This is a genomic window from Colwellia sp. MB02u-14, assembly GCF_014076915.1.
Classification (GTDB): domain Bacteria; phylum Pseudomonadota; class Gammaproteobacteria; order Enterobacterales; family Alteromonadaceae; genus Colwellia_A.
Window position 1 is genome coordinate 426,761 of the sequence record NZ_JACGUX010000079.1, and the last position, 22,588, is coordinate 449,348.

The 22,588-nt window shown below is 38.8% G+C and carries 30 protein-coding genes; 16 read left to right on the forward strand and 14 right to left on the reverse strand.

Annotated elements, in window-relative coordinates:
• Window positions 1-73: 73 nt before the first annotated feature.
• Complete coding sequence (locus H4J52_RS12245; RefSeq protein WP_182224796.1) at window positions 74-1,405, reverse strand: aldehyde dehydrogenase; 1,332 nt, start codon at window positions 1,403-1,405, stop codon at window positions 74-76.
• A gap of 133 nt (window positions 1,406-1,538) precedes the next feature.
• Here H4J52_RS12245 and H4J52_RS12250 point away from each other — a divergent pair, with 133 nt between their 5' ends.
• Window positions 1,539-1,895, forward strand: coding sequence for a helix-turn-helix domain-containing protein (locus H4J52_RS12250; protein ID WP_182177240.1), 357 nt, complete (start codon window positions 1,539-1,541; stop codon window positions 1,893-1,895).
• Between the two features lie 111 nt (window positions 1,896-2,006).
• Here the strand turns inward: H4J52_RS12250 and H4J52_RS12255 are convergent, their stop codons facing one another.
• Window positions 2,007-2,885: a DMT family transporter gene (locus H4J52_RS12255; protein ID WP_182224798.1), complete on the reverse strand. Its 879-nt coding sequence runs from the start codon at window positions 2,883-2,885 to the stop codon at window positions 2,007-2,009.
• Window positions 2,886-3,232: 347 nt separating this feature from the next.
• On the opposite strand from H4J52_RS12255, the gene H4J52_RS12260 reads away from it, so the two are divergent.
• Window positions 3,233-3,481: a DUF3297 family protein gene (locus H4J52_RS12260; RefSeq protein ID WP_182177242.1), complete on the forward strand. Its 249-nt coding sequence runs from the start codon at window positions 3,233-3,235 to the stop codon at window positions 3,479-3,481.
• A gap of 232 nt (window positions 3,482-3,713) precedes the next feature.
• On the opposite strand, the gene H4J52_RS20500 is transcribed toward H4J52_RS12260, so the two are convergent.
• Window positions 3,714-3,800, reverse strand: a complete 87-nt coding sequence (locus tag H4J52_RS20500; RefSeq protein WP_310649957.1) for a hypothetical protein — start codon at window positions 3,798-3,800, stop codon at window positions 3,714-3,716.
• Between H4J52_RS20500 and H4J52_RS20275 the strand changes: the two genes are divergently transcribed.
• Together H4J52_RS20275 and H4J52_RS12270 are read left to right on the forward strand one after the other, a co-directional pair.
• A complete protein-coding gene (locus H4J52_RS20275; protein ID WP_310649639.1) occupies window positions 3,766-4,050 on the forward strand; it encodes a hypothetical protein in 285 nt (94 codons plus the stop codon). The genes H4J52_RS20500 and H4J52_RS20275 overlap by 35 nt on opposite strands.
• 302 nt (window positions 4,051-4,352) lie before the next feature.
• Window positions 4,353-4,628, forward strand: a complete 276-nt coding sequence (locus tag H4J52_RS12270) for a hypothetical protein (RefSeq protein ID WP_182177243.1) — start codon at window positions 4,353-4,355, stop codon at window positions 4,626-4,628.
• Between the two features lie 43 nt (window positions 4,629-4,671).
• Here H4J52_RS12270 and H4J52_RS12275 read toward each other — a convergent pair whose 3' ends face one another.
• From H4J52_RS12275 to mlaF, 10 genes are all read right to left on the reverse strand, one after another.
• A complete protein-coding gene (locus tag H4J52_RS12275) occupies window positions 4,672-5,220 on the reverse strand; it encodes a TrmH family RNA methyltransferase (RefSeq protein WP_182224800.1) in 549 nt (182 codons plus the stop codon).
• A 129-nt stretch (window positions 5,221-5,349) separates the two neighbouring features.
• Window positions 5,350-5,952: a flavin reductase family protein gene (locus H4J52_RS12280; RefSeq protein WP_182224802.1), complete on the reverse strand. Its 603-nt coding sequence runs from the start codon at window positions 5,950-5,952 to the stop codon at window positions 5,350-5,352.
• Complete coding sequence (locus H4J52_RS12285; protein ID WP_182224804.1) at window positions 5,942-6,391, reverse strand: SMI1/KNR4 family protein; 450 nt, start codon at window positions 6,389-6,391, stop codon at window positions 5,942-5,944. Before H4J52_RS12285 ends, H4J52_RS12280 begins: the two co-directional genes overlap by 11 nt.
• Before the next feature lie 306 nt (window positions 6,392-6,697).
• Window positions 6,698-7,960: a UDP-N-acetylglucosamine 1-carboxyvinyltransferase gene (murA, locus tag H4J52_RS12290; RefSeq protein WP_182177247.1), complete on the reverse strand. Its 1,263-nt coding sequence runs from the start codon at window positions 7,958-7,960 to the stop codon at window positions 6,698-6,700.
• 28 nt (window positions 7,961-7,988) lie between these two features.
• Complete coding sequence (locus H4J52_RS12295; protein WP_182177248.1) at window positions 7,989-8,246, reverse strand: BolA family protein; 258 nt, start codon at window positions 8,244-8,246, stop codon at window positions 7,989-7,991.
• A gap of 24 nt (window positions 8,247-8,270) precedes the next feature.
• Window positions 8,271-8,573: a lipid asymmetry maintenance protein MlaB gene (locus H4J52_RS12300; protein ID WP_182177249.1), complete on the reverse strand. Its 303-nt coding sequence runs from the start codon at window positions 8,571-8,573 to the stop codon at window positions 8,271-8,273.
• 37 nt (window positions 8,574-8,610) lie between these two features.
• Complete coding sequence (locus tag H4J52_RS12305) at window positions 8,611-9,243, reverse strand: ABC transporter substrate-binding protein (protein ID WP_259366600.1); 633 nt, start codon at window positions 9,241-9,243, stop codon at window positions 8,611-8,613.
• A gap of 29 nt (window positions 9,244-9,272) precedes the next feature.
• Window positions 9,273-9,740, reverse strand: coding sequence for an outer membrane lipid asymmetry maintenance protein MlaD (mlaD, locus tag H4J52_RS12310; RefSeq protein WP_182177251.1), 468 nt, complete (start codon window positions 9,738-9,740; stop codon window positions 9,273-9,275).
• A gap of 55 nt (window positions 9,741-9,795) precedes the next feature.
• Window positions 9,796-10,572 (reverse strand): lipid asymmetry maintenance ABC transporter permease subunit MlaE, encoded by a 777-nt coding sequence (gene mlaE, locus H4J52_RS12315; protein ID WP_220459973.1) that lies wholly within the window; start codon window positions 10,570-10,572, stop codon window positions 9,796-9,798.
• Window positions 10,572-11,378: a phospholipid ABC transporter ATP-binding protein MlaF gene (mlaF, locus tag H4J52_RS12320; RefSeq protein ID WP_182223565.1), complete on the reverse strand. Its 807-nt coding sequence runs from the start codon at window positions 11,376-11,378 to the stop codon at window positions 10,572-10,574. Before mlaF ends, mlaE begins: the two co-directional genes overlap by 1 nt.
• A 326-nt stretch (window positions 11,379-11,704) precedes the next feature.
• Between mlaF and H4J52_RS12325 the strand changes: the two genes are divergently transcribed.
• The 12 genes from H4J52_RS12325 to mgtE all read left to right on the forward strand — a co-directional run bounded on the left by H4J52_RS12325 (window position 11,705) and on the right by mgtE (window position 21,109).
• Window positions 11,705-12,682 (forward strand): calcium/sodium antiporter, encoded by a 978-nt coding sequence (locus tag H4J52_RS12325; RefSeq protein WP_182177253.1) that lies wholly within the window; start codon window positions 11,705-11,707, stop codon window positions 12,680-12,682.
• Window positions 12,683-12,733: 51 nt separating this feature from the next.
• Window positions 12,734-13,699, forward strand: coding sequence for a KpsF/GutQ family sugar-phosphate isomerase (locus H4J52_RS12330; protein WP_182177254.1), 966 nt, complete (start codon window positions 12,734-12,736; stop codon window positions 13,697-13,699).
• A 1-nt stretch (window position 13,700) separates the two neighbouring features.
• Window positions 13,701-14,246, forward strand: coding sequence for a 3-deoxy-manno-octulosonate-8-phosphatase KdsC (kdsC, locus tag H4J52_RS12335; RefSeq protein WP_182177255.1), 546 nt, complete (start codon window positions 13,701-13,703; stop codon window positions 14,244-14,246).
• Between the two features lies 1 nt (window position 14,247).
• Window positions 14,248-14,814 (forward strand): LPS export ABC transporter periplasmic protein LptC, encoded by a 567-nt coding sequence (gene lptC / locus H4J52_RS12340; RefSeq protein WP_182177256.1) that lies wholly within the window; start codon window positions 14,248-14,250, stop codon window positions 14,812-14,814.
• Window positions 14,795-15,337 carry a lipopolysaccharide transport periplasmic protein LptA gene (gene lptA, locus H4J52_RS12345; RefSeq protein ID WP_182177257.1) on the forward strand — a complete coding sequence of 181 codons (543 nt, stop codon included), beginning with the start codon at window positions 14,795-14,797 and terminating at the stop codon, window positions 15,335-15,337. Before lptC ends, lptA begins: the two co-directional genes overlap by 20 nt.
• The gene (gene lptB, locus H4J52_RS12350; RefSeq protein ID WP_182177258.1) at window positions 15,334-16,065 is read left to right on the forward strand and encodes an LPS export ABC transporter ATP-binding protein; all 732 of its coding nucleotides are present in this window, start codon (window positions 15,334-15,336) and stop codon (window positions 16,063-16,065) included. Before lptA ends, lptB begins: the two co-directional genes overlap by 4 nt.
• A 73-nt stretch (window positions 16,066-16,138) precedes the next feature.
• A complete protein-coding gene (locus H4J52_RS12355) occupies window positions 16,139-17,647 on the forward strand; it encodes an RNA polymerase factor sigma-54 (RefSeq protein WP_182177259.1) in 1,509 nt (502 codons plus the stop codon).
• Between the two features lie 23 nt (window positions 17,648-17,670).
• Window positions 17,671-17,958 carry a ribosome hibernation promoting factor gene (gene hpf, locus H4J52_RS12360; protein ID WP_182177260.1) on the forward strand — a complete coding sequence of 96 codons (288 nt, stop codon included), beginning with the start codon at window positions 17,671-17,673 and terminating at the stop codon, window positions 17,956-17,958.
• A gap of 45 nt (window positions 17,959-18,003) precedes the next feature.
• The gene (ptsN, locus tag H4J52_RS12365; protein WP_182177261.1) at window positions 18,004-18,459 is read left to right on the forward strand and encodes a PTS IIA-like nitrogen regulatory protein PtsN; all 456 of its coding nucleotides are present in this window, start codon (window positions 18,004-18,006) and stop codon (window positions 18,457-18,459) included.
• 30 nt (window positions 18,460-18,489) lie between these two features.
• Complete coding sequence (gene rapZ, locus H4J52_RS12370; protein ID WP_182177262.1) at window positions 18,490-19,344, forward strand: RNase adapter RapZ; 855 nt, start codon at window positions 18,490-18,492, stop codon at window positions 19,342-19,344.
• A gap of 13 nt (window positions 19,345-19,357) precedes the next feature.
• Window positions 19,358-19,633: an HPr family phosphocarrier protein gene (locus tag H4J52_RS12375; protein ID WP_182177263.1), complete on the forward strand. Its 276-nt coding sequence runs from the start codon at window positions 19,358-19,360 to the stop codon at window positions 19,631-19,633.
• Window positions 19,634-19,750: 117 nt separating this feature from the next.
• Window positions 19,751-21,109, forward strand: coding sequence for a magnesium transporter (mgtE, locus tag H4J52_RS12380; protein ID WP_182177264.1), 1,359 nt, complete (start codon window positions 19,751-19,753; stop codon window positions 21,107-21,109).
• A 95-nt stretch (window positions 21,110-21,204) separates the two neighbouring features.
• On the opposite strand, the gene pmbA is transcribed toward mgtE, so the two are convergent.
• The gene (gene pmbA / locus H4J52_RS12385) at window positions 21,205-22,572 is read right to left on the reverse strand and encodes a metalloprotease PmbA (protein ID WP_182223567.1); all 1,368 of its coding nucleotides are present in this window, start codon (window positions 22,570-22,572) and stop codon (window positions 21,205-21,207) included.
• Window positions 22,573-22,588 lie beyond the last annotated feature (16 nt).

The window sequence follows — 22,588 nt, forward strand, 5'->3', positions numbered from 1 at the left end:
AGTAACAGTTGTTAGGTATTGCTGCATATCTTTTGTTAAGCAATCGACAATTAAACTTATTGAGTTAAAACACTTATTTGCTAATAATTCTCAATTGCGAAAATTGTCGATGACCAGCAGCTGTGCCATGAAAGCCAAAGCCACTTTGCTTGGCGCCAACCCATGGTCCTGGACCACCTGCACCTTGATTAATTGCCACCATGCCTGCTTCCATTTGCTCAGCAACGTTATTTGCGTCTGAGCCACCAAAGACCACCGCACCTAAACCATATGGGCTGGCATTGGCACGATCAATCGCCTCAGATAAAACGTTAAAACGACTTATAGCTACAATTGGACCAAAGGTTTCATCTTGCTCTAAAAGCATATCTGGCGTTATACCGGTCACGACAGTTGGCTGTATAAAGGGCAGTTCATAATGATGGCTTCCCAACAAAAACGCCGCGCCTTTGGCATGGGCATCTTTTAATTGAGACAGCACTTTCGCATGCTGTTTAGGGTTAACAATTGGACCAATATTGACATTTCCTTCATCCCAAGCTCCGGCTTGATAGCGAGATGCAAAGGCAACGACTTTATGCTCAAACTCATCAGCTATACGTTCGTCAACATAAATACGCTCTGTAGAAGTACACATTTGTCCAGTATTTTCAAAAGAGCTCGCTACGGCAAATTGTACTGCCTTGTCAATATCAGCACTTGCCATCACAATGAGTGGGTCGTTGCCACCCAATTCCATCACTAAACGTTTAAGCCCTGAAGCAGCGCTTGCCATAATATGCTTACCTGCACCAAGGGAACCGGTGAAAGCAACCATATTGATATCGGCATTAACTAAAGCTTTGCCCGTTTCTGCATCGCCATGCACCACTTGTAATACGTTTTCAGGTAGTAGCTGGTTCAATGTTTTAATAAAAAGATCAGCAACTAACGGTGTTTCTTCCGACGGTTTTAGCACAACACTATTACCCGCGATTAGTGCGGGCAACAACAAGTTGTTTGCCATAGCCAATGGATAGTTCCAAGGTGAAATAACAGCAACAACACCTAAAGGTCGGTATTGCATTTTAGTCTCGTGTCCGATTGACTCACTCGTTAGCGCTTGAGCGATTTCTTGTGTAAAATATTTCACATTCTGAATAGTGCCCGCTACTTCATACTTTGCTCTGCGGTGGTCTTTACCCATTTCTTTGCTGATCAATAATGCAAGCTGATCTTCAACTGAAATAAGACGTTCATAAGCCTGAACGACTTTTTGTTGACGTACTTCAAGAGGAAGTGCCGACCAATATTTTTGCGCTTTTTTTGCTCGCAAAACAACCGCTTGCATCTGCAAAGGTTCAGTAAGAGGAACATCACCCAATGGCGATCTGTTAATGGCATCATAAGAGGTGAGTGTTGGCATAAAATTTTTCCTAAAATGGCATTAATATTAATGCCTCTTGATAAGTAGCTCTATGGAGCAGTATTATGCTAGTGTGGTTAATAAAATCAACTAGTATACTTTTAGTAACCACTAAGATTATAAGTGAAATATAATGAAAAATACTATAAAAACAAAGGACAACGTAAATAAAATAAATCCTAAAAGCTGTGAGCAACCTTGTCTTATTGAGCGGGGTATGAGAGTACTAGGGGGTAAATGGAAAGCGTCTATTCTTTGGCATCTAAAAGATGGCCCGGTACGTTTTAACGAATTATCGCGGATGTTAGGTGGGGCAAGCAAGAAAATGGTTGATCAACGTCTAAAAGAGTTAGAAGTCCAAGGCTTAGTTACGCGAGAAGTCATTAGCGATCGTCCTATTGCTGTTGCTTATGAAATAACTGATTTTGGCCGCACAGCATTGGATATTCTAGAAAGACTCAAAGATTGGACCGAAGAAAATAATATTTAGCGATGCAGAGCGCTCAGTCATTAAGCCCTATCTTGTGCTGGCTAATAATAAATAAAGTCCCTCAAGTAAATTCATTGAGAACCTATAAATTTACTGGACAATCACTTCCCATTAAACGATTTTTTTCTTTTTTAATGCCAATTGAACAAAGTAATATCTCCCCAGAATAACCATCAAAATACCACCAAGAACCAACGCAGATGACTCAATTAACCGATGTGTAATAAGTTCGTTGGTAAAAATAACACCTCCTACGGCAGCAATAACTGGTACGAACAACTGAACAACAGCCGCTTGCGTGACAGAGAGTCCTCTAAGTGCGATATACCAGACAAAATAACCTATTCCAGAGGCTATAGCCCCAGACAAAATGGCAAATAAAATCCCTATTGAAGTTATATGAACATTATCAAGGCCAAAAATCACCAGTATTAAAATAAAAGGAGAGGTACGCAAAAAATTATAGGCCGTGTCGCTCAGAGGGTTTTTCGAGGTTCTGCCTACCAGAGTATAAAGCCCCCAGGCAATACCTGAAATGGCCATGAGAATAAACCCAACAAATGATGGCGTCACTAAGCTTGGAATAATTAAATAAACAAAGCCTGTGAAGGCAATAACTAGGCCTGTCCATTCAGTAAAGTGAAGTTTATTTCCTGAAATAACATTCACCATAATCATCGTTATTTGAACGGCGCCAAAGAGAATAAGTGCTCCTGTTCCTGTATCTAATGACACATAGCCAAATGAAAAAGCAATAGCATAAATAAAGAGCATACTTGCCGCTAACCAACTTCCCTTCGTTGTCGGTTTTTTCTCATTTGATTTACTTGTTAGTTGCATTACGAGGATCAAAATAACAATGCCAGAAAGCAATCTTATAACGGTAAAACTCGTTGCATCAATCGCATTCTCGCCCAATGCTAATCTACATAGCACTGAGTTGGCTGCGAATGCCAAAAGCGCAAAGAGCGTACTCGCCAGAGTTTTCATATAATGTTTTTCAAAAGAGAAGGTCCTACTGTTTAGAACAACAACGTATGTAGCCAAAATTAAACGGGTGTATATATGTTTAATTGTTTATCAATGTTCAATAAAAGAGCAATAACAGGTGTTGTAAACACCATACTATTTTGACTTTTTCAAAAAAAACTGTTTTTTATCGACTTTATAATGAATGAAATCTATAACGACCCCACGTTAACACTTTTATCGGCGTTACAAACATTAATTTTATCAATTTTATAACGCTTGGTGCTAACATTTATGACTACGGCTATTGAGGGGTGTGCCTATATTGCCTACAATAGCGCCCTATCTATTTACTACAGGTCATGAACATGAACGACACTAAATCGCTACCTGATTTACCAGATCACCTTTCGGGTAATCCCCGCAGCCCGCATCATGTGGAAGAAATTTTTGAACACGATATTGGTATTCGTCTTAACGGTAAAGAGCGTTTTGATGTTGAAGAATATTGCATCAGTGAAGGTTGGGTAAAAGTTCCGATGAACAAAGCGTTAGACCGTCGTGGCCAACCACTTTTGGTAAAGATAAAAGGAACTGTTGAAGCATTTTATCGTTAATACCTATCAATGAAAACTGCACACTTGGTTAGCCTGGTATAAACAACTTAAAAGGGGTCAGTTAAGCTCTATGCTGACCCTATTTAACTTTAAAAATCAGCCAAACTTTATTTACAGGTTGAACTTACATATCTGCGGTTAAGTAAAAGAGGAGTAAACCTTTACAGGTATCATTAGTACCTGCACTTTTTAAAAATGGCCAATAACCAATCACTCTCTTTGTAATCTTTTTTTATTCATCTTTCAAACCCATTCTTTTTAGCAAAAAAATAATAGGACACCATTTGGTGAATGCCGATCGTATTAAGTTACCGCCAATAAAAGCGGTAAACCATAACCAATTAATTGATAATGAAACCGCTAGTCAGCGTTCCTGTGTTCAGTCGCAATGCATCGTTTATAGTCATGTTAACACCTTACAATATGATGAAAACAAACAACTCAGTATTATTACCTCGAATTTACTCACACCAAATCGCAATGCAAATAAATTAATACCGTTGATTAAACAGCGTAAAATGCCCACTGTTACCTCTATGGTATGCATATTTTTTCGCGATTGCCTTTAGTGGAGCAAGAGATTTGCTATTTAATTGAAAAAGAGGTGCCATCGATACATACAACAGTATAGTTACCCATAGGAGACAAAGTTCGTGTATATTTTCTACACCCTGCTCCACCAAGCCCAACCGATAACACTAAATCGGCACAGCGAGATGCTAAGTTGCTTGTTGTCGCGATGAGCGATGAGCATCGCTGACAGTAATCAACCCGTTATCGTGACTGGCGACCATAATCATGTTGCTTGATCAGCCACAACTGAATGTTTGGTAAAGTTAGTGGTTTACTTGACCCACGCGTTGGGCGATGAGTGTTCAACACTTTTCATGTCGATTACCCACTAGTTCGATGGCCTTTAGATCATTTATTTCACAGCAAAAATTTTACGCTACAAAAAAGTAAGCGTTTACCGTCAATGGGTTCAGATCATTTTCCTTTGCTCACTCGATTATCATTTACTGCGTTAAAGTGTAATAACCAAACAGGTATAAAAGCGAATAAGTCCAAGCATGAATGGGCGAAAGATAGATCAAAAGAAAACAATGTTAGGAAGAGTGATATGTCAAAGCCCAGCCAAGCTGACTAAAAATCATCACTCTTTTTACTTTCCCCGCACTTTGAATATCATCTTACAGCGCTAATTTCTTACGAATTTGATCAGTACATTCAGCTAAGACAATAGCGCCAGCAGTTGAAACATTCAAAGAGTTACCCATGCCAAACATAGAAATGTGTATTTGATGATGACTGAGCGTTAATGCTGCTTCGCTGACGCCCTTGCGTTCATTACCTAATACTAATGCACAAGAAGATGGATACGTAATATCTTTATAGTCAACCGACTGCTGGCAGAGTTCAACACCAAAAACAGTATAACCATCGTCTATTAATGTTTGTAAGCTTTCCGTTGTGCTATTGCTGTATTCAATATCTACCCATTTAGCTTCATTTCTAGAAGCTTTTTTTAATTTTTTATCTGAAATAGTTAACTCGCCACAGATAATGATTTTTTCAATAGCAAAAGCATCCGCTAAACGAATGAATGCACCGATATTGTAGCTATTGGTGACATTGTCTAAAACCAATACTAAGGGAATTTTTGCCTGCTTTATGTATTCATCGCGGGTCGGTTTATTTTGTCTGATGTCTTCTTTACTTAACTGAATTTTTGAATGCATGTACATGGCTCTTATTGAATACACTAGACTGACGCAGTCGCGTTGATCAATCCATTAAGGTAATATTTTTTGGTACGGTAAATTATTACTAGGTAAACCCGCTATTTCAGCGAGTTATTAGTGATGATTTCAAGGACGATTAAGCGCTAAATATTTTGTCGTGAAGGAATAACCATCCCCCCCCATTTTACCTACTGAGTCGATAAGTTCTTGGTTTATACCTTCATCAGTGTATATATCATCTCTCACAAAAACAGACTTCACATCTAATAGCACAAGAGTGCCTCCTGCGGGTAAATCACCTAAACTGATAATTTCCCTCAAAGTGCACTCGTAACGAATAGGTGACCCTTTAACAGAAGGCGGAGCGACTGTGCGACTGGTACTTTGCTCAATACCGGCAAGATCAAACTCACTTTCATTAATGCTAATACTCGCACTGGTCTGGTTCATTTGTTCCAGTAAGTGGCTATTCACTATATTGATCACACATTCACCCGTTTCTCTTAAGTTCTGTAAGGTATCTTTATCAACGCCAGTTCTTTGATTTACTTGTGTATAAAGAAGCACAGGAGGATTACAACTTGCCACGGTGAAGAAGGAATAAGGAGCAAGGTTATCAACCCCCTCTTTTGAGCGTGTACTGATCCAAGCAATTGGTCTGGGGGTAACTCCACCATTTAGTAGACGATATTTTTCCTGAACACCAAGCTCTGTAATATCAAAGTTCATTAAACGCCTCCAGCCATTCGGTAAAAGAATTAGCGACTTTTTTAACGGTTGAAGCGCCATGGTCATAGAACCAAACGGCACTGTCAACTTGCCTAGCTAAACAATCACTAAGCTTGAAGCAAAACATGCTGCCCTTACAGTCAGAGGCGAATAATATATGACCTTTCGGCATACCACTCATTTCATACAGCTTTGAAAGTGAGAAGACATCATCTAAGCTTAAAAAGTCTTGTACCTCAGTAATATCAACACCTAAATCGCAGATTTTAGTAAGAACATTAGGCGTGTGAACTAAACCGTAATTTGATATTAAGTACTTATATGAATCAGGTAAATAAGCCGCCAACTTGACTTCAAGCTCATTAATATCTTCAATGGCTATTGGCACCATAGCGTTTTTACTGCCCCAATTTTTTACAAAAAGATCAATGCTATTCATCTGAATACTCTCATTCTGTTGCGGTGTTATTTGTGTTGAACGCTTTATAATTTGCCAATATATTGTGCTTTAACCAAACTTGTCGACAAATAAATATAAAAATTTATACATGCTCAATATCTCGTATTCTAACAGTTTACGTAAATAGGATGTGATTAATTAATGGGCTAAATAGTTTTGCTTGTTTAATAATTTCAGCTAAAAATAACACCGATAATCTGCAGCCAAGCCATTCATTTTATGAAGTGATAAAAAAAGCACCTAAAAAGGTGCTTTGATAAAACGTATATTTTATTTAACTAAAGACTAACTTGCTTTTATACGCGTAATATTAGCGCCAAGTGCTTGCAGTTTATCTTCAATATTTTGATAACCGCGATCGATATGATAAATACGATCAACCTGTGTCTCTGAGGTCGCCACTAACCCAGCAATAACTAAACTTGCTGAAGCACGTAAGTCTGTTGCCATCACTTGTGCGCCATTTAACGATTCAACACCACAAGAAGTAGCCGTATTACCTTCAAGGCTGATATCAGCGCCCATGCGTTGTAATTCAGGAACATGCATGAAACGATTTTCAAAAATAGTCTCTGTTGTGGTTGCTTTGCCTTCAGCAATCACATTCAAGGTAACAAACTGTGCTTGCATATCAGTAGGAAAAGCAGGATGAGGAGCTGTACGAATATTGACCGCCCTTGGTCGTTGATTCATCGTTAACTCTATCCAATCATCACCTGTGGTAATTTCAGCACCTGATTCTTGCAGTTTACTTATTACTGCTTCCAATGCTTTAGGATCAGTATTTAGACATTTAACCTTGCCTTGAGTAACCGCAGCAGCAACTAAAAAAGTGCCCGTTTCGATACGGTCTGGCATAACTCGATACTCAACACCTGATAACTCAGCAACGCCATCAATCGTTAGTGTATCTGAACCTGCACCTGAAACTTTTGCGCCCATCGCGTTTAAGCAATTAGCTAAATCAACAATTTCAGGTTCACGTGCAGCATTTTCAATCGTGGTAATACCTTCTGCTAACGCTGCCGCCATCATTAAGTTCTCAGTACCCGTAACGCTGACCGTATCCATAAAGATAGTGGCACCTTGCAATCGCCCTTTATTACGAGCGATGATATAACCATTTTCAACGTCGATATCTGCACCCATTAGTTTCAAACCGTGAATATGTAAATTCACCGGTCTTGCACCAATAGCACAACCGCCGGGTAATGAAACTTCCGCATGGCCAAAACGCGCTAGTAGTGGCCCTAGAACCAAAATAGATGCACGCATCGTTTTAACTAATTCGTACGAGGCACGGCATTGATCAATAGTACTGCCATCAATCACTAATTGATTATCACCCGACCAATGCACTTTAGCGCCTAATTGGCTTAATAGTTTAATGGTGGTTTCAATATCATTTAACTTAGGTACGTTACTAAAAGTAATAGGTGTTTTAGAGAGAATGGCTGACATTAATATAGGTAAAGCAGCGTTTTTAGCGCCTGAAATGGTCACTTCACCGTTAAGAGCCGTACCACCTGTTATTTTGAATGCGTCCAATAGAATATTCTTATCTAGTTATGAAAATTTAAAGCGGGAGATTAAACATTTTTTCACGTTGCCAAACTGACGTTGTGAACGTTTTAATCGATACCGCATGAATTGCACCCGCTTTAATTGTTTCGGCTAAAGGCGCATATATTGCTTGTTGTTTCTTTACTCGGCTTAATTCGCCAAGAAAGTCGGCAACTGCGATCACTCTACATTGTGATCCATCAAATGCAACATGTAACTCATCAAGTTCAAGGGCATCATTAAGTAATCTTTCTATATCTGAAACTTCCACATTTATCTCCGGTTACTGACTAGACTAACGATCAGTTTTTGGTAAAAACATATCAACACAACTTAACTGGGCTAATTTTATTAAATCTTTTGGTAAGTTATCAAAAGTTAATTGGCAGTTAGTCTTATTACTTAATTCTAGCATGGCCAGTAGCCAGGCCAAACAAGCCGTGTCAACTTTTGAAACATTTGATAAATCAAAGATCAAGTTCCCTGATTTAATCAACTGCTTCGATTTTTTTTCAAATGAATTATCAATAGTTAATAAGGTTAATTCACCACTAAAAATAACCCGTGAATCTTTTTCAATAAAACTAATTTGCTTCACTTCAATTCCTAATTTTCACAGAAATAGCATAATAACGCTACTTAAAAACGATTTTTTGATCACTTTTTGTTTTTAACATTTCAGTAACGTACGGCAAACCTTTTTGACGGATCAAGCCACTCAGTTCTACTTCTTTACTGTCAAGTAAGCTAACGCCTTCTGCAACCATATCGTAAGCTTTCCATTCGTTCGTTGTGGTATTTCTTCTCACTCGAAACGAGATATCAATAGGAGGTCTACCTGGGTCTAAGACTGATGTTCTAACAGCAACTACTTTTGCTTCATCAAAATCTCTTTCAGGCTCAAATTCAACTGCTTGTTGCTTATACAAGGTAAAAACTTGTGCGTATGAGGTAACCAAATACTCTCTAAATACATCAACAAAATCAGCTCGACTTTGTGTAGTAGTTTGTTTAAAGTTTTTATAACCAATAACTTTCAATGCAGCATACCGGTAATTTATATAAGGCATCAGTTCTTCACGAACAATAACCTTTAGTATTTCTGGGTTCTTGCGAATCTCAGTTTGTTCATCAGAAAAACGTTTAAAAGTTACTTTTGCCACAGTTTCGATCATGGCGTATGGGTTTTTCTTGTCAACGTTATTTGCTGTCACGCTAAAACTACTAAATAAAGCGACCGCTATTATTGCTGTCAATAATTTTTTCATGATATTAATACTCTCCATATGTAAACTTACTAGTCACTTCCCTGACTAAATAAAAATTGTCCAATTAACTCTTCTAGCACGAGTGCCGGTTTAGTATCTTCAATAAAGTCACCTGCCACTAGGGTACCTACCGATTCATCAACGAAACCAGGGCGTAATCCAACATATTGCTCACCCAACAAACCCGCCGTTAAAATAGATACTGACGTTGCTTCTGAAAAATTAATATACTGTGTATAAATATCTAAAGTGACTACCGGCGTATAATCTTTTGCGTCAATGGTAATGTGACTAACACGACCAATAACAACACCACCCACTTTTATCGCTGAACGTACTTTTAAGCCACCGATATTATCAAACTTAGCATAAAGTTGATATGTTTCACTGTTTCCAGAAATACCACTATCCGCAACCTTTAGCGCTAGTACCAGTAAAGCTGCGATACCTATAGCAGCAAATAAACCAACCATTAATTCAATTTTCTTCGACACCATGTCTTTCACCAAACCTAAAAATAAAAATTATTATAAAATTAACCAACAACAAAAATTAATTTGTAAACATTAATGCTGTTAATACAAAATCTAAACCTAAAACTAATAACGATGATTGAACAACTGTTGACGTTGTCGCACGACTGATGCCTTCTGACGTTGGAATACAATCATAGCCTTTATAAACCGCTATCCAAGTTACAACAAAAGCGAAAACAACAGACTTTATCACCCCATTAAGAATATCTTTTTGAAAATCTACTTGGGACTGCATGACTGACCAGAATGTTCCACTATCAACACCTAACCATTCGACACCGACGAGATGCCCCCCAAATATGCCTACCGCAGAGAAAATGGCAGCAAGCAAAGGCAAACTAATAAATCCGGCCCAAAATCGTGGTGCAATTACGCGACGTAATGGATCAATCGCCATCATTTCTAAACTCGACAATTGCTCGGTCGCTTTCATTAAACCAATTTCAGCCGTTAATGCAGAGCCTGCACGACCCGCAAACAGTAATGCAGCAACAACGGGGCCTAATTCACGGAGTAACGATAACGCGACCATGGGTCCTAGACTACCCTCAGCGCCATAACCCACTAAAATAGTATAACCTTGTAACGAAATAACCATGCCAATAAATAAGCCTGACACGACGACTATTAAGAGTGAAAGTACACCAACAGAATATAACTGCTGAACCAGTAGTGGGAAGCCTTTACGAATATTGGGGACATGTAACAGTGCAGAAAGTAACAAGATTATCGCTCGCCCTAGGCCTGCAATAGTAGCAATAATATTATGCCCTAAACTTTGTAAACTATTCATTATATCGGTTCCTTACCCAGTAACTCATCTTGATAAGATGCCGCAGGGAAATGAAAGGGTACGGGACCATCCGCTTCACCTTGGATAAATTGCTGAACCAACGGTGATGTTTGTTTGCTGATTTGTGATGGTGTGCCATGGCCGATAATTTTCTTTTCAGCGATGATATAAATGTAATCAGCGATACTCATTACTTCGGTAACATCATGTGAAACAACAACTGATGTTAAACCTAACGCTTCATTTAAATCTTTTATTAAGCGAACAATAACGCCCATTGAAATAGGGTCTTGTCCCGCAAAAGGCTCGTCGTATAAAATCAGTTCTGGGTCTAAAGCGATTGCACGGGCAAGAGCAACTCTGCGCGCCATGCCGCCAGAAAGCTCCCCCGGCGCTAAATTGCGAGCGCCACGCAACCCCACCACTTCAAGTTTCATCAATACCATTTTTTCAATTAACGACTCTGACAACGTGCTATGTTCGCGCATCGGAAAAGCGATATTGTCATAAACACTCATATCGGTAAATAATGCACCACTTTGAAACAGCATGCTCATTCGTTTGCGTGCTTCATAAAGTGCGCTACGAGATAATGTCGGAATATTTTGTCCGTCGAAAAGTATTTTTCCAGCGTTAGGTCTGAGTTGCCCACCAATTAAACGTAGTAAGGTAGTTTTACCAATACCACTAGGGCCCATTATCGCGGTCACTTTTCCTTTCGGGATCGACAAACTAATATCATCATAGATCACTCGTTCATCACGTTTAAACGTAAGGTTCTGGATATCGACCAAGTTTTCAAGCATAAGATTCTTATAACATCACTGTTTGTTATTATTAAAGTCAGATGAATTTTACCTGAGCAATCAAAAAACGTCATTAAAATTGCGTTAGAAATGTAAATAAAAATCGTAATAAAGCGTGTAAAAATGTAATAAAGTGTAAAATCCTCATCCCAGCTGATATTTTTTGCTTTAATGAAATATTAACTTTCGCTGCTTTTTTAACAACTCAATACAAAAAAACAGCCTTTTATGCACTTTTTTACTTATTTTTCCTTAGATCCGATTATTTCTCTTTGTTTTTCTTTCACAACCAGCGACAATTTACCCTCTCAATATAGGAGCCCTTAATGTTAATACAGATTCTAATTTTGCTTATTTCCCTTGTTACCTTAGTATGGAGTGCAGATAAGTTCGTTTTTGGAGCCTCATCACTCGCGAGAAATTTTGGTATTTCTCCTATGATTATCGGTTTGACTATTGTCGCTATGGGTTCTTCAGCCCCAGAAATGATGGTTGCTGCAACCTCATCTTTAGATGGAAAACCGAATTTCGCTATAGGTAATGCAATAGGCTCAAACATTACCAACATTGCTTTAGTTTTAGGTATCACGGCGCTATTTCAACCATTAAGCGTTTCTTCTTCAACAGTAAGACGAGAAATCCCGTTAATTTTAATCATTACAGCGCTCGCTTATTGGATGTTGTCTGACAGTTATTTTGGTTTTAACGAAGGTTTATCTCTCTTTATTGGCTTTTTTGTTTATATCATTGCTTTACTATTAATTACACTAAGAGCATCTAAAAGTAGACCTGTTGATGATCCTCTTATCATTGAAGCAGAGAAAGAAGTAGCCGATGCGGTAAGTAAGCCCGAATCAATACTTTGGTTAGCAGTTGGTATGATTCTCTTACCAATGAGTGCAATTTATTTAGTAGAGTCTTCTGTTTTTATAGCACAAGCTTTTGGTATTAGTGATCTTGTCATAGGCTTAACCGTTGTTGCCATTGGTACGAGCTTACCAGAACTTGCTGCAAGCATTATGAGTATCATTAAAAAAGAAGATGATTTAGCGTTAGGGAGTATTATTGGCTCTAATATTTTTAATATTTTAGCGGTACTCTCCCTTGCTGGTCTTATTGCACCAGGCGAAGTAGACTCAGATGCTGCAACACGCGATGCGCCGTATATGTTAGGTGTTACCGTCTTACTATTTATTTTGTGTTTCACTCGCCGAGCTGGCAGTTTTCGTATAACCCGCATGAAAGGCTTATTATTGATTGGCGCTTTTGTTGCTTATCAAATCTTACTTTTTAGCCAAATATAACAAAAAACGCGCTATAAATAATGATTAATATAAAATAGAAATGGGCTAATAATGAACAATTTTAAACAACTGGCGTTAGACGTTATTCATATAGAACAACAGGCTATTGCAGAGTTAACCCAGTACGTTGATCAAAAGTTTGAAGAAGCTTGTCAGTTAATGTTCAACTGTAAAGGTAGAGTGATCATTGTTGGTATGGGGAAGTCAGGCCATATCGGTGGAAAGATTGCTGCGACCTTAGCTAGCACCGGCACGCCTTCATTTTTTGTACACCCTGGCGAAGCAAGTCACGGTGACTTAGGCATGATCACTGGCGATGATGTCGTACTGACTATTTCTTACTCTGGTGAAACTGGTGAAGTTTTAGCCATAGTGCCGGTGATAAAACGCATTGGCGCTAAACTTATTTCGATGACGGGCAACCCTGCATCAACTCTAGCAAAACTTGGCGATATTCATTTATGTGTCGCCGTTTCACAAGAAGCCTGTCCACTTGGCTTAGCGCCGACATCAAGCACTACAGCAACCTTAGTGATGGGTGATGCTCTCGCTGTCGCCCTGTTAAATGCTCGTGGCTTTACCGCCGATGACTTTGCACTTTCTCACCCTGGTGGTAGCCTAGGAAAACGCCTATTACTGCGATTAGGTGACATTATGCACAGTGGTGAACGTTTACCTACAGTAAATGCTCAAGCCAAAATTAAAGACGCCTTAGTGGAAATGTCATTAAAAGGTTTAGGGATGACTGCAGTTATTGACAAAACAGGTTGCTTACAAGGGTTATTCACCGATGGCGATTTACGCCGCATCCTTGATGAACGTCTTGATATTCATCAAGACACGATTGAGTCTGTGATGACAAAAAATCCGACGGTTGCTCATCAAGACATGCTTGCTGCTGAAGGTTTGAAGATTATGGAAGACAAAAAAATTAATGGCTTAATCATTGTTGATAGCAATAACATGCCAATTGGCGCAATGAATATGCACGATTTACTTAAATCAGGTCTTATCTAATATGCACACATACTATGGCGAAATTACTGACCCTGCATTTAATGCGATGAAAAAAATCAAGCTGCTGATTTGTGATATCGATGGTGTTTTTTCTGATGGTCGTATTTATTTAGGTAACCATGGTGAAGAATTAAAAGCTTTTCATACTAAAGATGGTTATGGCGTAAAAGCATTAGGCGCTAGCGGTGTCGATGTTGCTGTGATCACGGGTCGAACGTCAAATATTGTTGCGACACGTATGTCCGCCTTGAATGTTAAATACATAGTACAAGGTGAGGAAAACAAATTACCCGCTTTGAAAAAGATGGTCCAGCAATTAAATTTAGCGCTCGATGAAATTGCCTATATTGGTGATGATATGCCTGATTATGAGTGTATCGACTATGTCGGCTTTGGTATTTCCGTACAAGATGCTCATCCAAGCATTTTATCAATAGCGAATTACACAACCTTTAATCGTGGCGGTTTTGGCGCTGTTAGAGAAATTTGCGACTTAATCATGCTTAGCCAAAATACTTTAGAAAATGCTAGTGGCGCGAGTATATGATATGAATCGACTGTATAGTTTAACGTTAGTATTTTTTATTTTGGCGGGCGCTATTTATGGGATTATTGAATGGAGAAATGCCTCAATACCACAGTTACAAGCGATTGACAAAACACTCACGCCTGACTTTATTGCTGAAAATTTACACAGTAATGTCTACAAGAATGAAGGAAGTTTAGCTTATGTTGTTGATGCACAGCGTATGGAACATTATCCTGAGTTAAACATTACCAATTTTGAGTTTCCTCAATACACCCTTCATCCAAAAAATAATGCGCCCACATGGAAGGTATCTGCCAATGAAGGCATATTATATAACAACAACCGAGTGAAGTTAGAAAAGCATGTGCGCTTGGTAGCAACCGATCAAAATAGCTTATTACAAGAAGTTCAAGGAAAATACTTTGAACTTGATTTAAAAACTAACATCATAAGTTCAGAACAAGAAATTAAAATTATTGGTAAAGGATTTACCATCGATGGTAAGGGTTTAATTGTCGACTTAAACACCAACCAAATGACACTAACTAAACATGTGAAATCCATTTATGAAATTGTTAAAAAATAGCCTACTGTGCTTAATATTATCAGGCGCCTTGCTTTCATCAGCTTTCGCTGAAAAATTTGATATATCACAAAAAATTGAAATTGATGCATCAAGACAAGCAGCAGATCTTAAAAATAAAATTTTCAGCTATATCGACAACGTAGTTATCACCCAAGGTTCATTAATTATTCGTGCCGACTTGGTTCAAGTGCTAACGCAATCAGGTAGCGAAGAAAAAACCTATATTGCGAAAGGGAAACCAGCAACATTTGAACAAACGTTAACCGATGGTACTCTGCTTAATTTGCAAGCAGATGAAATACGATACGAGCCTGGAAACAATTTAGTGATCATTTCAGGAAATGCATTATTACAACAAGAAGACAGTGAAGTCAGTGGTAGTAAAATCACTTACAATATTGATACTCAGTATGTAAATGCTGAGAGTAAAACTAATGAACGAACGAAGACAATTTTTCAGCCTAAAGAAAAAGTACAAGCGAAAAAAAATGACACTAATACTCTGGAAAAAGGTAACTTATGAGTACGAGCACGCTAATGGCGAAAGGTCTTGCTAAGGCTTATAAAGGCAGAAAAGTTGTTAAGAATGTCAGTATGCAAGTCTCAGCAGGACAAATAGTGGGTTTACTCGGCCCTAATGGCGCAGGAAAAACCACCTCTTTCTATATGATTGTTGGTTTGGTTGAAAGTGATAGTGGCGATATTATTCTCAATGATGAAAACCTCACGTTAGCACCTATGCATGAACGCGCAAGAAAAGGGATAGGGTACTTGCCACAAGAAGCCTCTATCTTTCGAAAACTGAGTGTTTACGATAATATTATGGCCATTTTGCAAACACGAAAAGAATTATCTAATGCAGAACGTGAAGAAAAGCTAGAACATTTAGTTGAAGAATTTAACATAGGTCATATTAAAGATAATTTAGGCATGAGCTTATCAGGTGGTGAACGTCGCCGAGTAGAGATTGCTCGAGCTTTAGCCGCAGAGCCCAAATTTATTTTATTAGATGAACCTTTTGCGGGTGTTGACCCAATTTCAGTAGGTGATATCAAAAAAATTATTCTACACTTAAAAGAACGTGGTATTGGTGTTTTGATCACCGACCATAATGTAAGAGAAACCCTTGATGTGTGTGAACATGCTTATATTGTTAGTCATGGTGAACTTATTGCAGAAGGTAATGCAGATCAAATTCTTGCAAATCAACATGTAAGAGATGTATACCTTGGTGAACAATTCACGCTATAGTAGCTAATAAGTTAATAATATTTTCGTATATCGACAATATTCAATTAAAAATAATAGGAAGTTAATGACCTAAATGCGCCCTACTCTACAACTCCGCATAGGACAACAATTAACCATGACGCCTCAATTGCAGCAAGCAATCAAATTGCTGCAATTGTCAACGTTAGAGCTTCAGCAAGAAATTCAAGAGGCCTTAGAAAATAATCCATTACTAGAAATGGATGAATCGTCAAACAATGCTGAAGATAAAAGTACTGACAATCTTGAAGAAGCTCACACAGCTGGTGCAGGTGATATTAAAGAGAAAGCCGTTTCTGATGGCAGCGAAGACTCTACACCCACCATCGATGAGATCACCACCACTGAAGCAATGGATAAAAATGATATCCCTGAAGAATTAAACATGGATACGACCTGGGATGACAACTACACCGCAGGTGCAGCGAGTTCTAATTCGGGACCCGCTTCAGAAGATTATACTTACCAAGGCGAAACTCAAGATTCTATTCAAGACCACTTACGCTGGCAAATGGAATTAAGCCCTTTCACCGAAACCGACCGTGCTATAGCTACCGCAATCATAGATGCCGTTGACGATGCTGGCTATTTGACCGTTTCCAGTGAAGACATTCTAGACAGTGTTGCCATTGAAGGTGTTGAACTTGATGAAATAGAGGTGGTACTAAAACGTATTAACCTCTTTGACCCTGTTGGCGTTGCTGCACGTTCTATTTCAGAATGTTTAATTATTCAACTTAACCAATTTGACCCCGCAACGCCGTGGTTAGCAGAAAGTAAGTTGGTGTTACGTGACCATATTAATCTGCTGGGTAGCCGAGATTATCGTACGTTAATGCGTAAAACTCGACTAAAAGAAGAGCAACTTCGCGAAGTCGTCCGCCTGATTCAATCACTTGATCCTAGACCTGGCGACAGTGTTATCAAAAGTGATGATCAATACGTTATTCCTGATGTTTCTGTTGAAAAGAAAAATGGGCGTTGGGTTGTTGAACTAAATCCTGATACAGCACCAAAGCTGTCTGTCAATCAGCAATATGCTTCGATGTCTCGTTCGATGAAGTCAACGGCAGACACACAGTTTATTCGCTCAAATTTACAAGAAGCTAAATGGTTTATTAAAAGTTTAGAAAGTCGTAACGATACCTTATTGAAAGTGTCAAACTGTATTGTTCAACGACAAATTGGTTTTTTCGAACATGGTAATGAAGCCATGCGTCCTATGGTTCTAAATGATATTGCCGAAGCTGTCGATATGCATGAATCAACCATTTCTCGGGTAACAACACAAAAGTATATGCATACGCCACGAGGAATTTTTGAACTGAAATTTTTCTTTTCAAGTCATGTAGGGACAGAAAGTGGTGGCGAATGTTCATCAACCGCTATTCGTGCATTAATCAAAAAATTTGTCGCGGCTGAAATACCCGCAAAGCCATTAAGTGATAGTAAAATGGCTGACTTATTAGCCACTCAAGGAATAAATGTTGCTCGGCGTACTATTGCAAAATATCGCGAGTCACTTTCTATTCCCCCTTCTAACCAACGAAAAAGTTTACTTTAACGAAAAGATGAGGAATTAAGCTTATGCAAATTAATCTTTCTGGTCACCATGTTGAAATTACCGAAGCTTTACGAGAAAATGTCAATATAAAAATGGCAAAGTTGACCCGACATTTTGACCATATCAATAATGTTCATGTTGTTCTCACCGTTGAGAAATCAAACCAAATTGCAGAAGCGACGATTCATCTTAGTGGCACTGATTTACATGCTAAAGCTGAAAATCCAGATATGTACGCCTCTATTGACAGTCTTGTTGATAAACTTGATCGGCAAATATTAAAGTACAAAGGCAAAACGAATCAGCATTAATGCTGTTTTTTATCTTTTCTCTAATCAAAGAATGTAAGTAGTGTAATGAAGTTGCAAGATATCCTAACCCTTGACTGCACACTCTGTGCCGTTAAGGGGACTAGCAAAAAAAAACTCCTTGAAATAATTAGCGCCACTGCGGCAAAAAAAATTGAGAACCTTGATACACATCAGCTATTTGAAAGTTTAATGGCGCGTGAAAAAGTGGGTTCTACCGGCATCGGTAACGGTATAGCTATCCCTCATGGGCGTTTGTCAAATACCTCACAAGTCATTGCCGTTTTACTGACCAGTGAACAAGCGGTGGAATTTGACTCTATAGATAATCGCGGGGTAGATATTATTATTGCGCTGTTTGTGCCCGAAGAGAACTGCCAACAACATTTAGAAACGCTACAAAGTATTGCACAAGTATTTAGTACCAAACAAATCGCAAAACAAGTAAGAAAGTGTCAAAATTCGCAAGAGCTTTTTAATTTAATAAAGCAAGCTGCACGTTAATAAATACAATAAAAAGTCAGGAAAATTCAAATGAAACTCATGATAGTCAGTGGTCGTTCAGGGTCAGGTAAAAGTGTTGCATTGCGTGTGCTCGAAGATTTAGGCTACTACTGCGTAGATAATATTCCTGTTAACTTGTTGCCTGCGTTAGCCCATACCGTCATCAATGACTATGATAAAGTAGCCGTTAGTTTAGATGTCCGTAATTTGCCCAATGACCCTAATGATGTCTCAGAAATATTAGATTATCTACCTAAAACAGTAAAGCTCGATATACTTTATTTAGACGCCGATGATTCTGATCTTATTCGCCGTTTTAGTGAAACGCGTCGTTTACATCCGTTAATAAAACAAAATATTCCACTCGACCAAGCGATTTCTTTAGAGAAAAAACTGCTTGAACCTATTTCTACACGTGCGGGATTGTATATAAATACCAGCCAGTTATCACCTCATCAATTATCTGACTTAGTGCGCGAGCGAATTTTGGGTAAAACGTCTGCCTCAATGGTTGTGGTATTTGAATCTTTTGGCTTTAAGCATGGTGTACCTCAAGATGCAGACTATGTATTTGATGCCCGCTTTCTTCCTAACCCTTTTTGGGAAAAAGACTTAAAAGGTTTTACTGGCTTAGACCAACCTGTTCAAGACTTCCTTGCGAGCCAGCCGATAGTCACTAAATTTATCTGGCAAATTAACAGTTTTATGATGACGTGGTTGCCCCACTTAGAAAGGAATAACCGTAGCTATATTACTATCGCTATTGGTTGTACTGGCGGAAAACACCGTTCGGTTTATATTGCAGAAATATTAGCGAACAATCTACGTAAAGAGCGTGAAGATGTTCAATCTCATCATCGCGATATTAAAATACAAAGTACCTAAGAATAGTTATCGCATGCCAAAATTTAATAAATTATTAACCATTAGCAATAAGTTGGGTTTACATGCGCGTGCTGCCACTAAACTCGCCCAGTTAAGTCAAAAGCTTAATGCTAATGTAACGGTTTGCTTAGACGGTAAAGAAGCTGATGCCAATAGTATTATGGGCTTAATGTTACTGGCGGGGGGGTATGGAAAAACTGTTGAAATAATCACCCAAGGAGAAGATGCCCAGCAAGCCCTCTTTGATGTTTGTCAGTTATTTTCTGATAAGTTTGATGAAGATGAATAATAAAAATACTGAATAAAAAATAAAGTTAAGTTATCATTCATTACAACATCTTAGCCAACACATCCTAACTAAGATGAAAAATATAATTTTCGTATTACTGCGGCACAGGAAAATTTTATGCCGGAAATTTCAGAGCAACAACAAAACCACCAACGCCTGCAACAAGTCAATAAAGCACTTGGTAGCGGCATGTTTGTGCATGTTCGAAAATTACTACAGAACATGCCAGCTTATGATATTGCTTTAATATTAGAGTCATCTCACCCTAAAAGTCGTGCCGTTTTATGGCAACTCATTGACGTAGACAACCACGGTGAAGTCCTTGAAGAACTCAACGAAGAAGTTCGTAAAGGTATTTTAAAAACCATTCGCCCTGAAAAATTAGCAGAAGTTGCTGAAGGGATGGATGTCGATGATTTAGCTGAAGTTTTACGTACTTTACCTGATAGTGTTTATCAAGAAGTATTAAGTGCTATGGACTCGCAAGACCGAGGTCGTGTAGAAGCGGCTTTATCATTCGAGGAAGATACCGCAGGCGGTATCATGAATACCGATACCATAACAATCCGCCCTGATGTGACGGTTGACGTGGTATTACGTTATCTGCGATTACGCGGTGACTTACCAGAAGCTACCGATTCGTTTTATGTGGTTGATGATAACAATCATTTTATTGGCGCCGTTTCTTTAGCCGCGATAATTACCGCTAAACCTGAAATTATAATTTCAACGTTAATTGATAAAGATATTGAAGCCATTCAAGCCCATTTATCTGATAGTGACGTTGCACAGATTTTTGAAAAATTTGATTGGTTTTCTGCCCCTGTCATTGATGATAAAGGCCGGTTACTTGGACGTATCACTATTGATGATGTTATCGATATTATTCGTGAAGATGCTGAGCACTCTATGATGAGTATGGCCGGTTTAGATGATGAAGCTGATACCTTTGCTCCAGTATTAAAAAGTACCCAGCAACGCTCTATTTGGCTGGGAGTTAACCTTATCACCGCGTTATTAGCGGTTGCTGTATCGAGTATGTTCGAAGGTGTTTTAAGCCAACTGGCGATTTTAGCCATTTTAAATTCTTTAGTACCCAGCATGGGCGGTGTTGCTGGTAACCAAACATTAACACTGGTTATTCGCGCCATTGCCTTAGGTCATGTTGGAGACTCGAATGCCAGAATATTACTGCAAAAAGAACTGGCTGTTGGTTTTCTTAATGGCATTATTTGGGCAGTATTAATTGCGGGTGTCGTGGCTATTTGGCAACAAAATTTAATGCTTGGTGGTGTCATCGCTTTTGCGATGTTGATGAATTTAACCGCTGCGGGAGTTGCGGGAGTTGCCATTCCTCTGTTTTTAAAACGAATGAACATTGACCCAGCATTAGCTGGCAGTGTGATATTAACAACAATTACTGATGTCGTGGGGATATTTGCTTTCTTAGGAACAGCAACGTTATTACTGACTTAACACTTACCTAAATATTGATGTATTGAGATCTTGCACTTCCTCAAGATCTCATCAATGCTTAGTTTTTATCTTATCTTTAAGATGAAAATTGCTAATTAGTTTCCTGCAACCTGCATCTCTTCAATGAGCAATGAACCCGTTAAAATACTGCCTCGTAAATCGACATCACTACCAACAGCGACTAAGCCTTTAAAAATATCAGATAAATTACCCGCAATGGTAACTTCTGATACCGGGTAAGCAATTTCGCCGTTCTCAACCCAGAAACCGGCAGCGCCTCGTGAGTAGTCGCCATTAACCACATTAACGCCTTGTCCCATTAATTCAGTGACCAAAAATCCGGTACCGAGCTTTTTCAACATAGCATCAAAGTCACCACCATTGGCAGAGCCTTTGGCATTAATTTGCCAATTATGAATACCGCCGGCATGGCCAGTAGATTTAAGTCCTAATTTACGTGCTGAATAACTGGTTAGTAGATAGGTTTCTAAACAACCATCAACAATAATTTCACGGTCAACAGTTTTAATTCCTTCACTGTCGAAAGCACTACTCGCTAACCCCTTTAAAATATGAGGACGTTCGCTGATATTTAAAAAGTCAGGAAAAACTTGTTTACCGATTGAGTCCATGAGAAATGATGACTTACGGTATAAATTACCACCGCTGATCGCCGCAATAAAATGTCCAAAAATTGAATTGGCAATATCAGCACGAAACATCACTGGCACTTTTCCTGTGGGTAGTTTCTGCGCATTTAATCTCGATAGCGCTTCTTTTGATGCTTGCACACCAATATCAATGCCGTTGTCCATTAAATTAAAATCACGATTTACAGTATAAGCGTAATCGCGTTGCATATCATCTCCCTCAGAGGCGATCATTACACAACTCAAACTATGTCGAGAGCTTGGATAACCAACAATTTGTCCATTACTATTACCATAGACTTTATAACCCTCAAAACTATCGAGAGATGCCCCATCTGAATTAGTAATACGAGGATCAAATGCTAACGCACTGTCTTCACATTCTTTGGCTAATTGAATCGCTTGGTCTGTTGATAATACTTTTGGATGATATAAGTCTAAATCTGCAGGCGACATTTCGAGCATATTCTTATCGGCTAAACCTGAACAGTCGTCAACAGAAGTATATTTAGCGATATTAACGGCCGCTTGTACCGTTTGTTTTAATGCAGCTTCAGATAAATCAGCGGTTGAAGCACTCCCTTTTCGACCTTGCTGATAAACCGTAATACCCAACGCACCGTCATTCGTAAACTCAACGGTTTCTACTTCACCAAAACGTGTGCCAACACTTAACCCCTGTTGACGGCTTATAGAAGCTTCTGCCGCGTCTGCTCCTAGCGATTTTGCTAAGTCGAGCACTTGTGCTACACGTTGCTCAACTTCTCTTAATTGTTCTTTCATCGATTCTTTAGCGTTCATCGTTTGAGTCATAATTTATTGTTTTCTT

Coding starts and splice junctions, on each gene's coding strand:
- H4J52_RS12245 (WP_182224796.1), bottom strand. CDS start 1,405: ATGCCAACACTCACCTCTTATGATGCCATTAACAGATCGCCATTGGGT.
- H4J52_RS12250 (WP_182177240.1), top strand. CDS start 1,539: ATGAAAAATACTATAAAAACAAAGGACAACGTAAATAAAATAAATCCT.
- H4J52_RS12255 (WP_182224798.1), bottom strand. CDS start 2,885: ATGAAAACTCTGGCGAGTACGCTCTTTGCGCTTTTGGCATTCGCAGCC.
- H4J52_RS12260 (WP_182177242.1), top strand. CDS start 3,233: ATGAACGACACTAAATCGCTACCTGATTTACCAGATCACCTTTCGGGT.
- H4J52_RS12275 (WP_182224800.1), bottom strand. CDS start 5,220: ATGCATTCAAAAATTCAGTTAAGTAAAGAAGACATCAGACAAAATAAA.
- H4J52_RS12280 (WP_182224802.1), bottom strand. CDS start 5,952: ATGAACTTTGATATTACAGAGCTTGGTGTTCAGGAAAAATATCGTCTA.
- H4J52_RS12285 (WP_182224804.1), bottom strand. CDS start 6,391: ATGAATAGCATTGATCTTTTTGTAAAAAATTGGGGCAGTAAAAACGCT.
- H4J52_RS12305 (WP_259366600.1), bottom strand. CDS start 9,243: ATGAAAAAATTATTGACAGCAATAATAGCGGTCGCTTTATTTAGTAGT.
- mlaD (WP_182177251.1), bottom strand. CDS start 9,740: ATGGTGTCGAAGAAAATTGAATTAATGGTTGGTTTATTTGCTGCTATA.
- mlaE (WP_220459973.1), bottom strand. CDS start 10,572: ATGAATAGTTTACAAAGTTTAGGGCATAATATTATTGCTACTATTGCA.
- mlaF (WP_182223565.1), bottom strand. CDS start 11,378: ATGCTTGAAAACTTGGTCGATATCCAGAACCTTACGTTTAAACGTGAT.
- H4J52_RS12325 (WP_182177253.1), top strand. CDS start 11,705: ATGTTAATACAGATTCTAATTTTGCTTATTTCCCTTGTTACCTTAGTA.
- H4J52_RS12330 (WP_182177254.1), top strand. CDS start 12,734: ATGAACAATTTTAAACAACTGGCGTTAGACGTTATTCATATAGAACAA.
- kdsC (WP_182177255.1), top strand. CDS start 13,701: ATGCACACATACTATGGCGAAATTACTGACCCTGCATTTAATGCGATG.
- lptC (WP_182177256.1), top strand. CDS start 14,248: ATGAATCGACTGTATAGTTTAACGTTAGTATTTTTTATTTTGGCGGGC.
- lptA (WP_182177257.1), top strand. CDS start 14,795: ATGAAATTGTTAAAAAATAGCCTACTGTGCTTAATATTATCAGGCGCC.
- lptB (WP_182177258.1), top strand. CDS start 15,334: ATGAGTACGAGCACGCTAATGGCGAAAGGTCTTGCTAAGGCTTATAAA.
- H4J52_RS12355 (WP_182177259.1), top strand. CDS start 16,139: ATGCGCCCTACTCTACAACTCCGCATAGGACAACAATTAACCATGACG.
- hpf (WP_182177260.1), top strand. CDS start 17,671: ATGCAAATTAATCTTTCTGGTCACCATGTTGAAATTACCGAAGCTTTA.
- ptsN (WP_182177261.1), top strand. CDS start 18,004: ATGAAGTTGCAAGATATCCTAACCCTTGACTGCACACTCTGTGCCGTT.
- rapZ (WP_182177262.1), top strand. CDS start 18,490: ATGAAACTCATGATAGTCAGTGGTCGTTCAGGGTCAGGTAAAAGTGTT.
- H4J52_RS12375 (WP_182177263.1), top strand. CDS start 19,358: ATGCCAAAATTTAATAAATTATTAACCATTAGCAATAAGTTGGGTTTA.
- mgtE (WP_182177264.1), top strand. CDS start 19,751: ATGCCGGAAATTTCAGAGCAACAACAAAACCACCAACGCCTGCAACAA.
- pmbA (WP_182223567.1), bottom strand. CDS start 22,572: ATGACTCAAACGATGAACGCTAAAGAATCGATGAAAGAACAATTAAGA.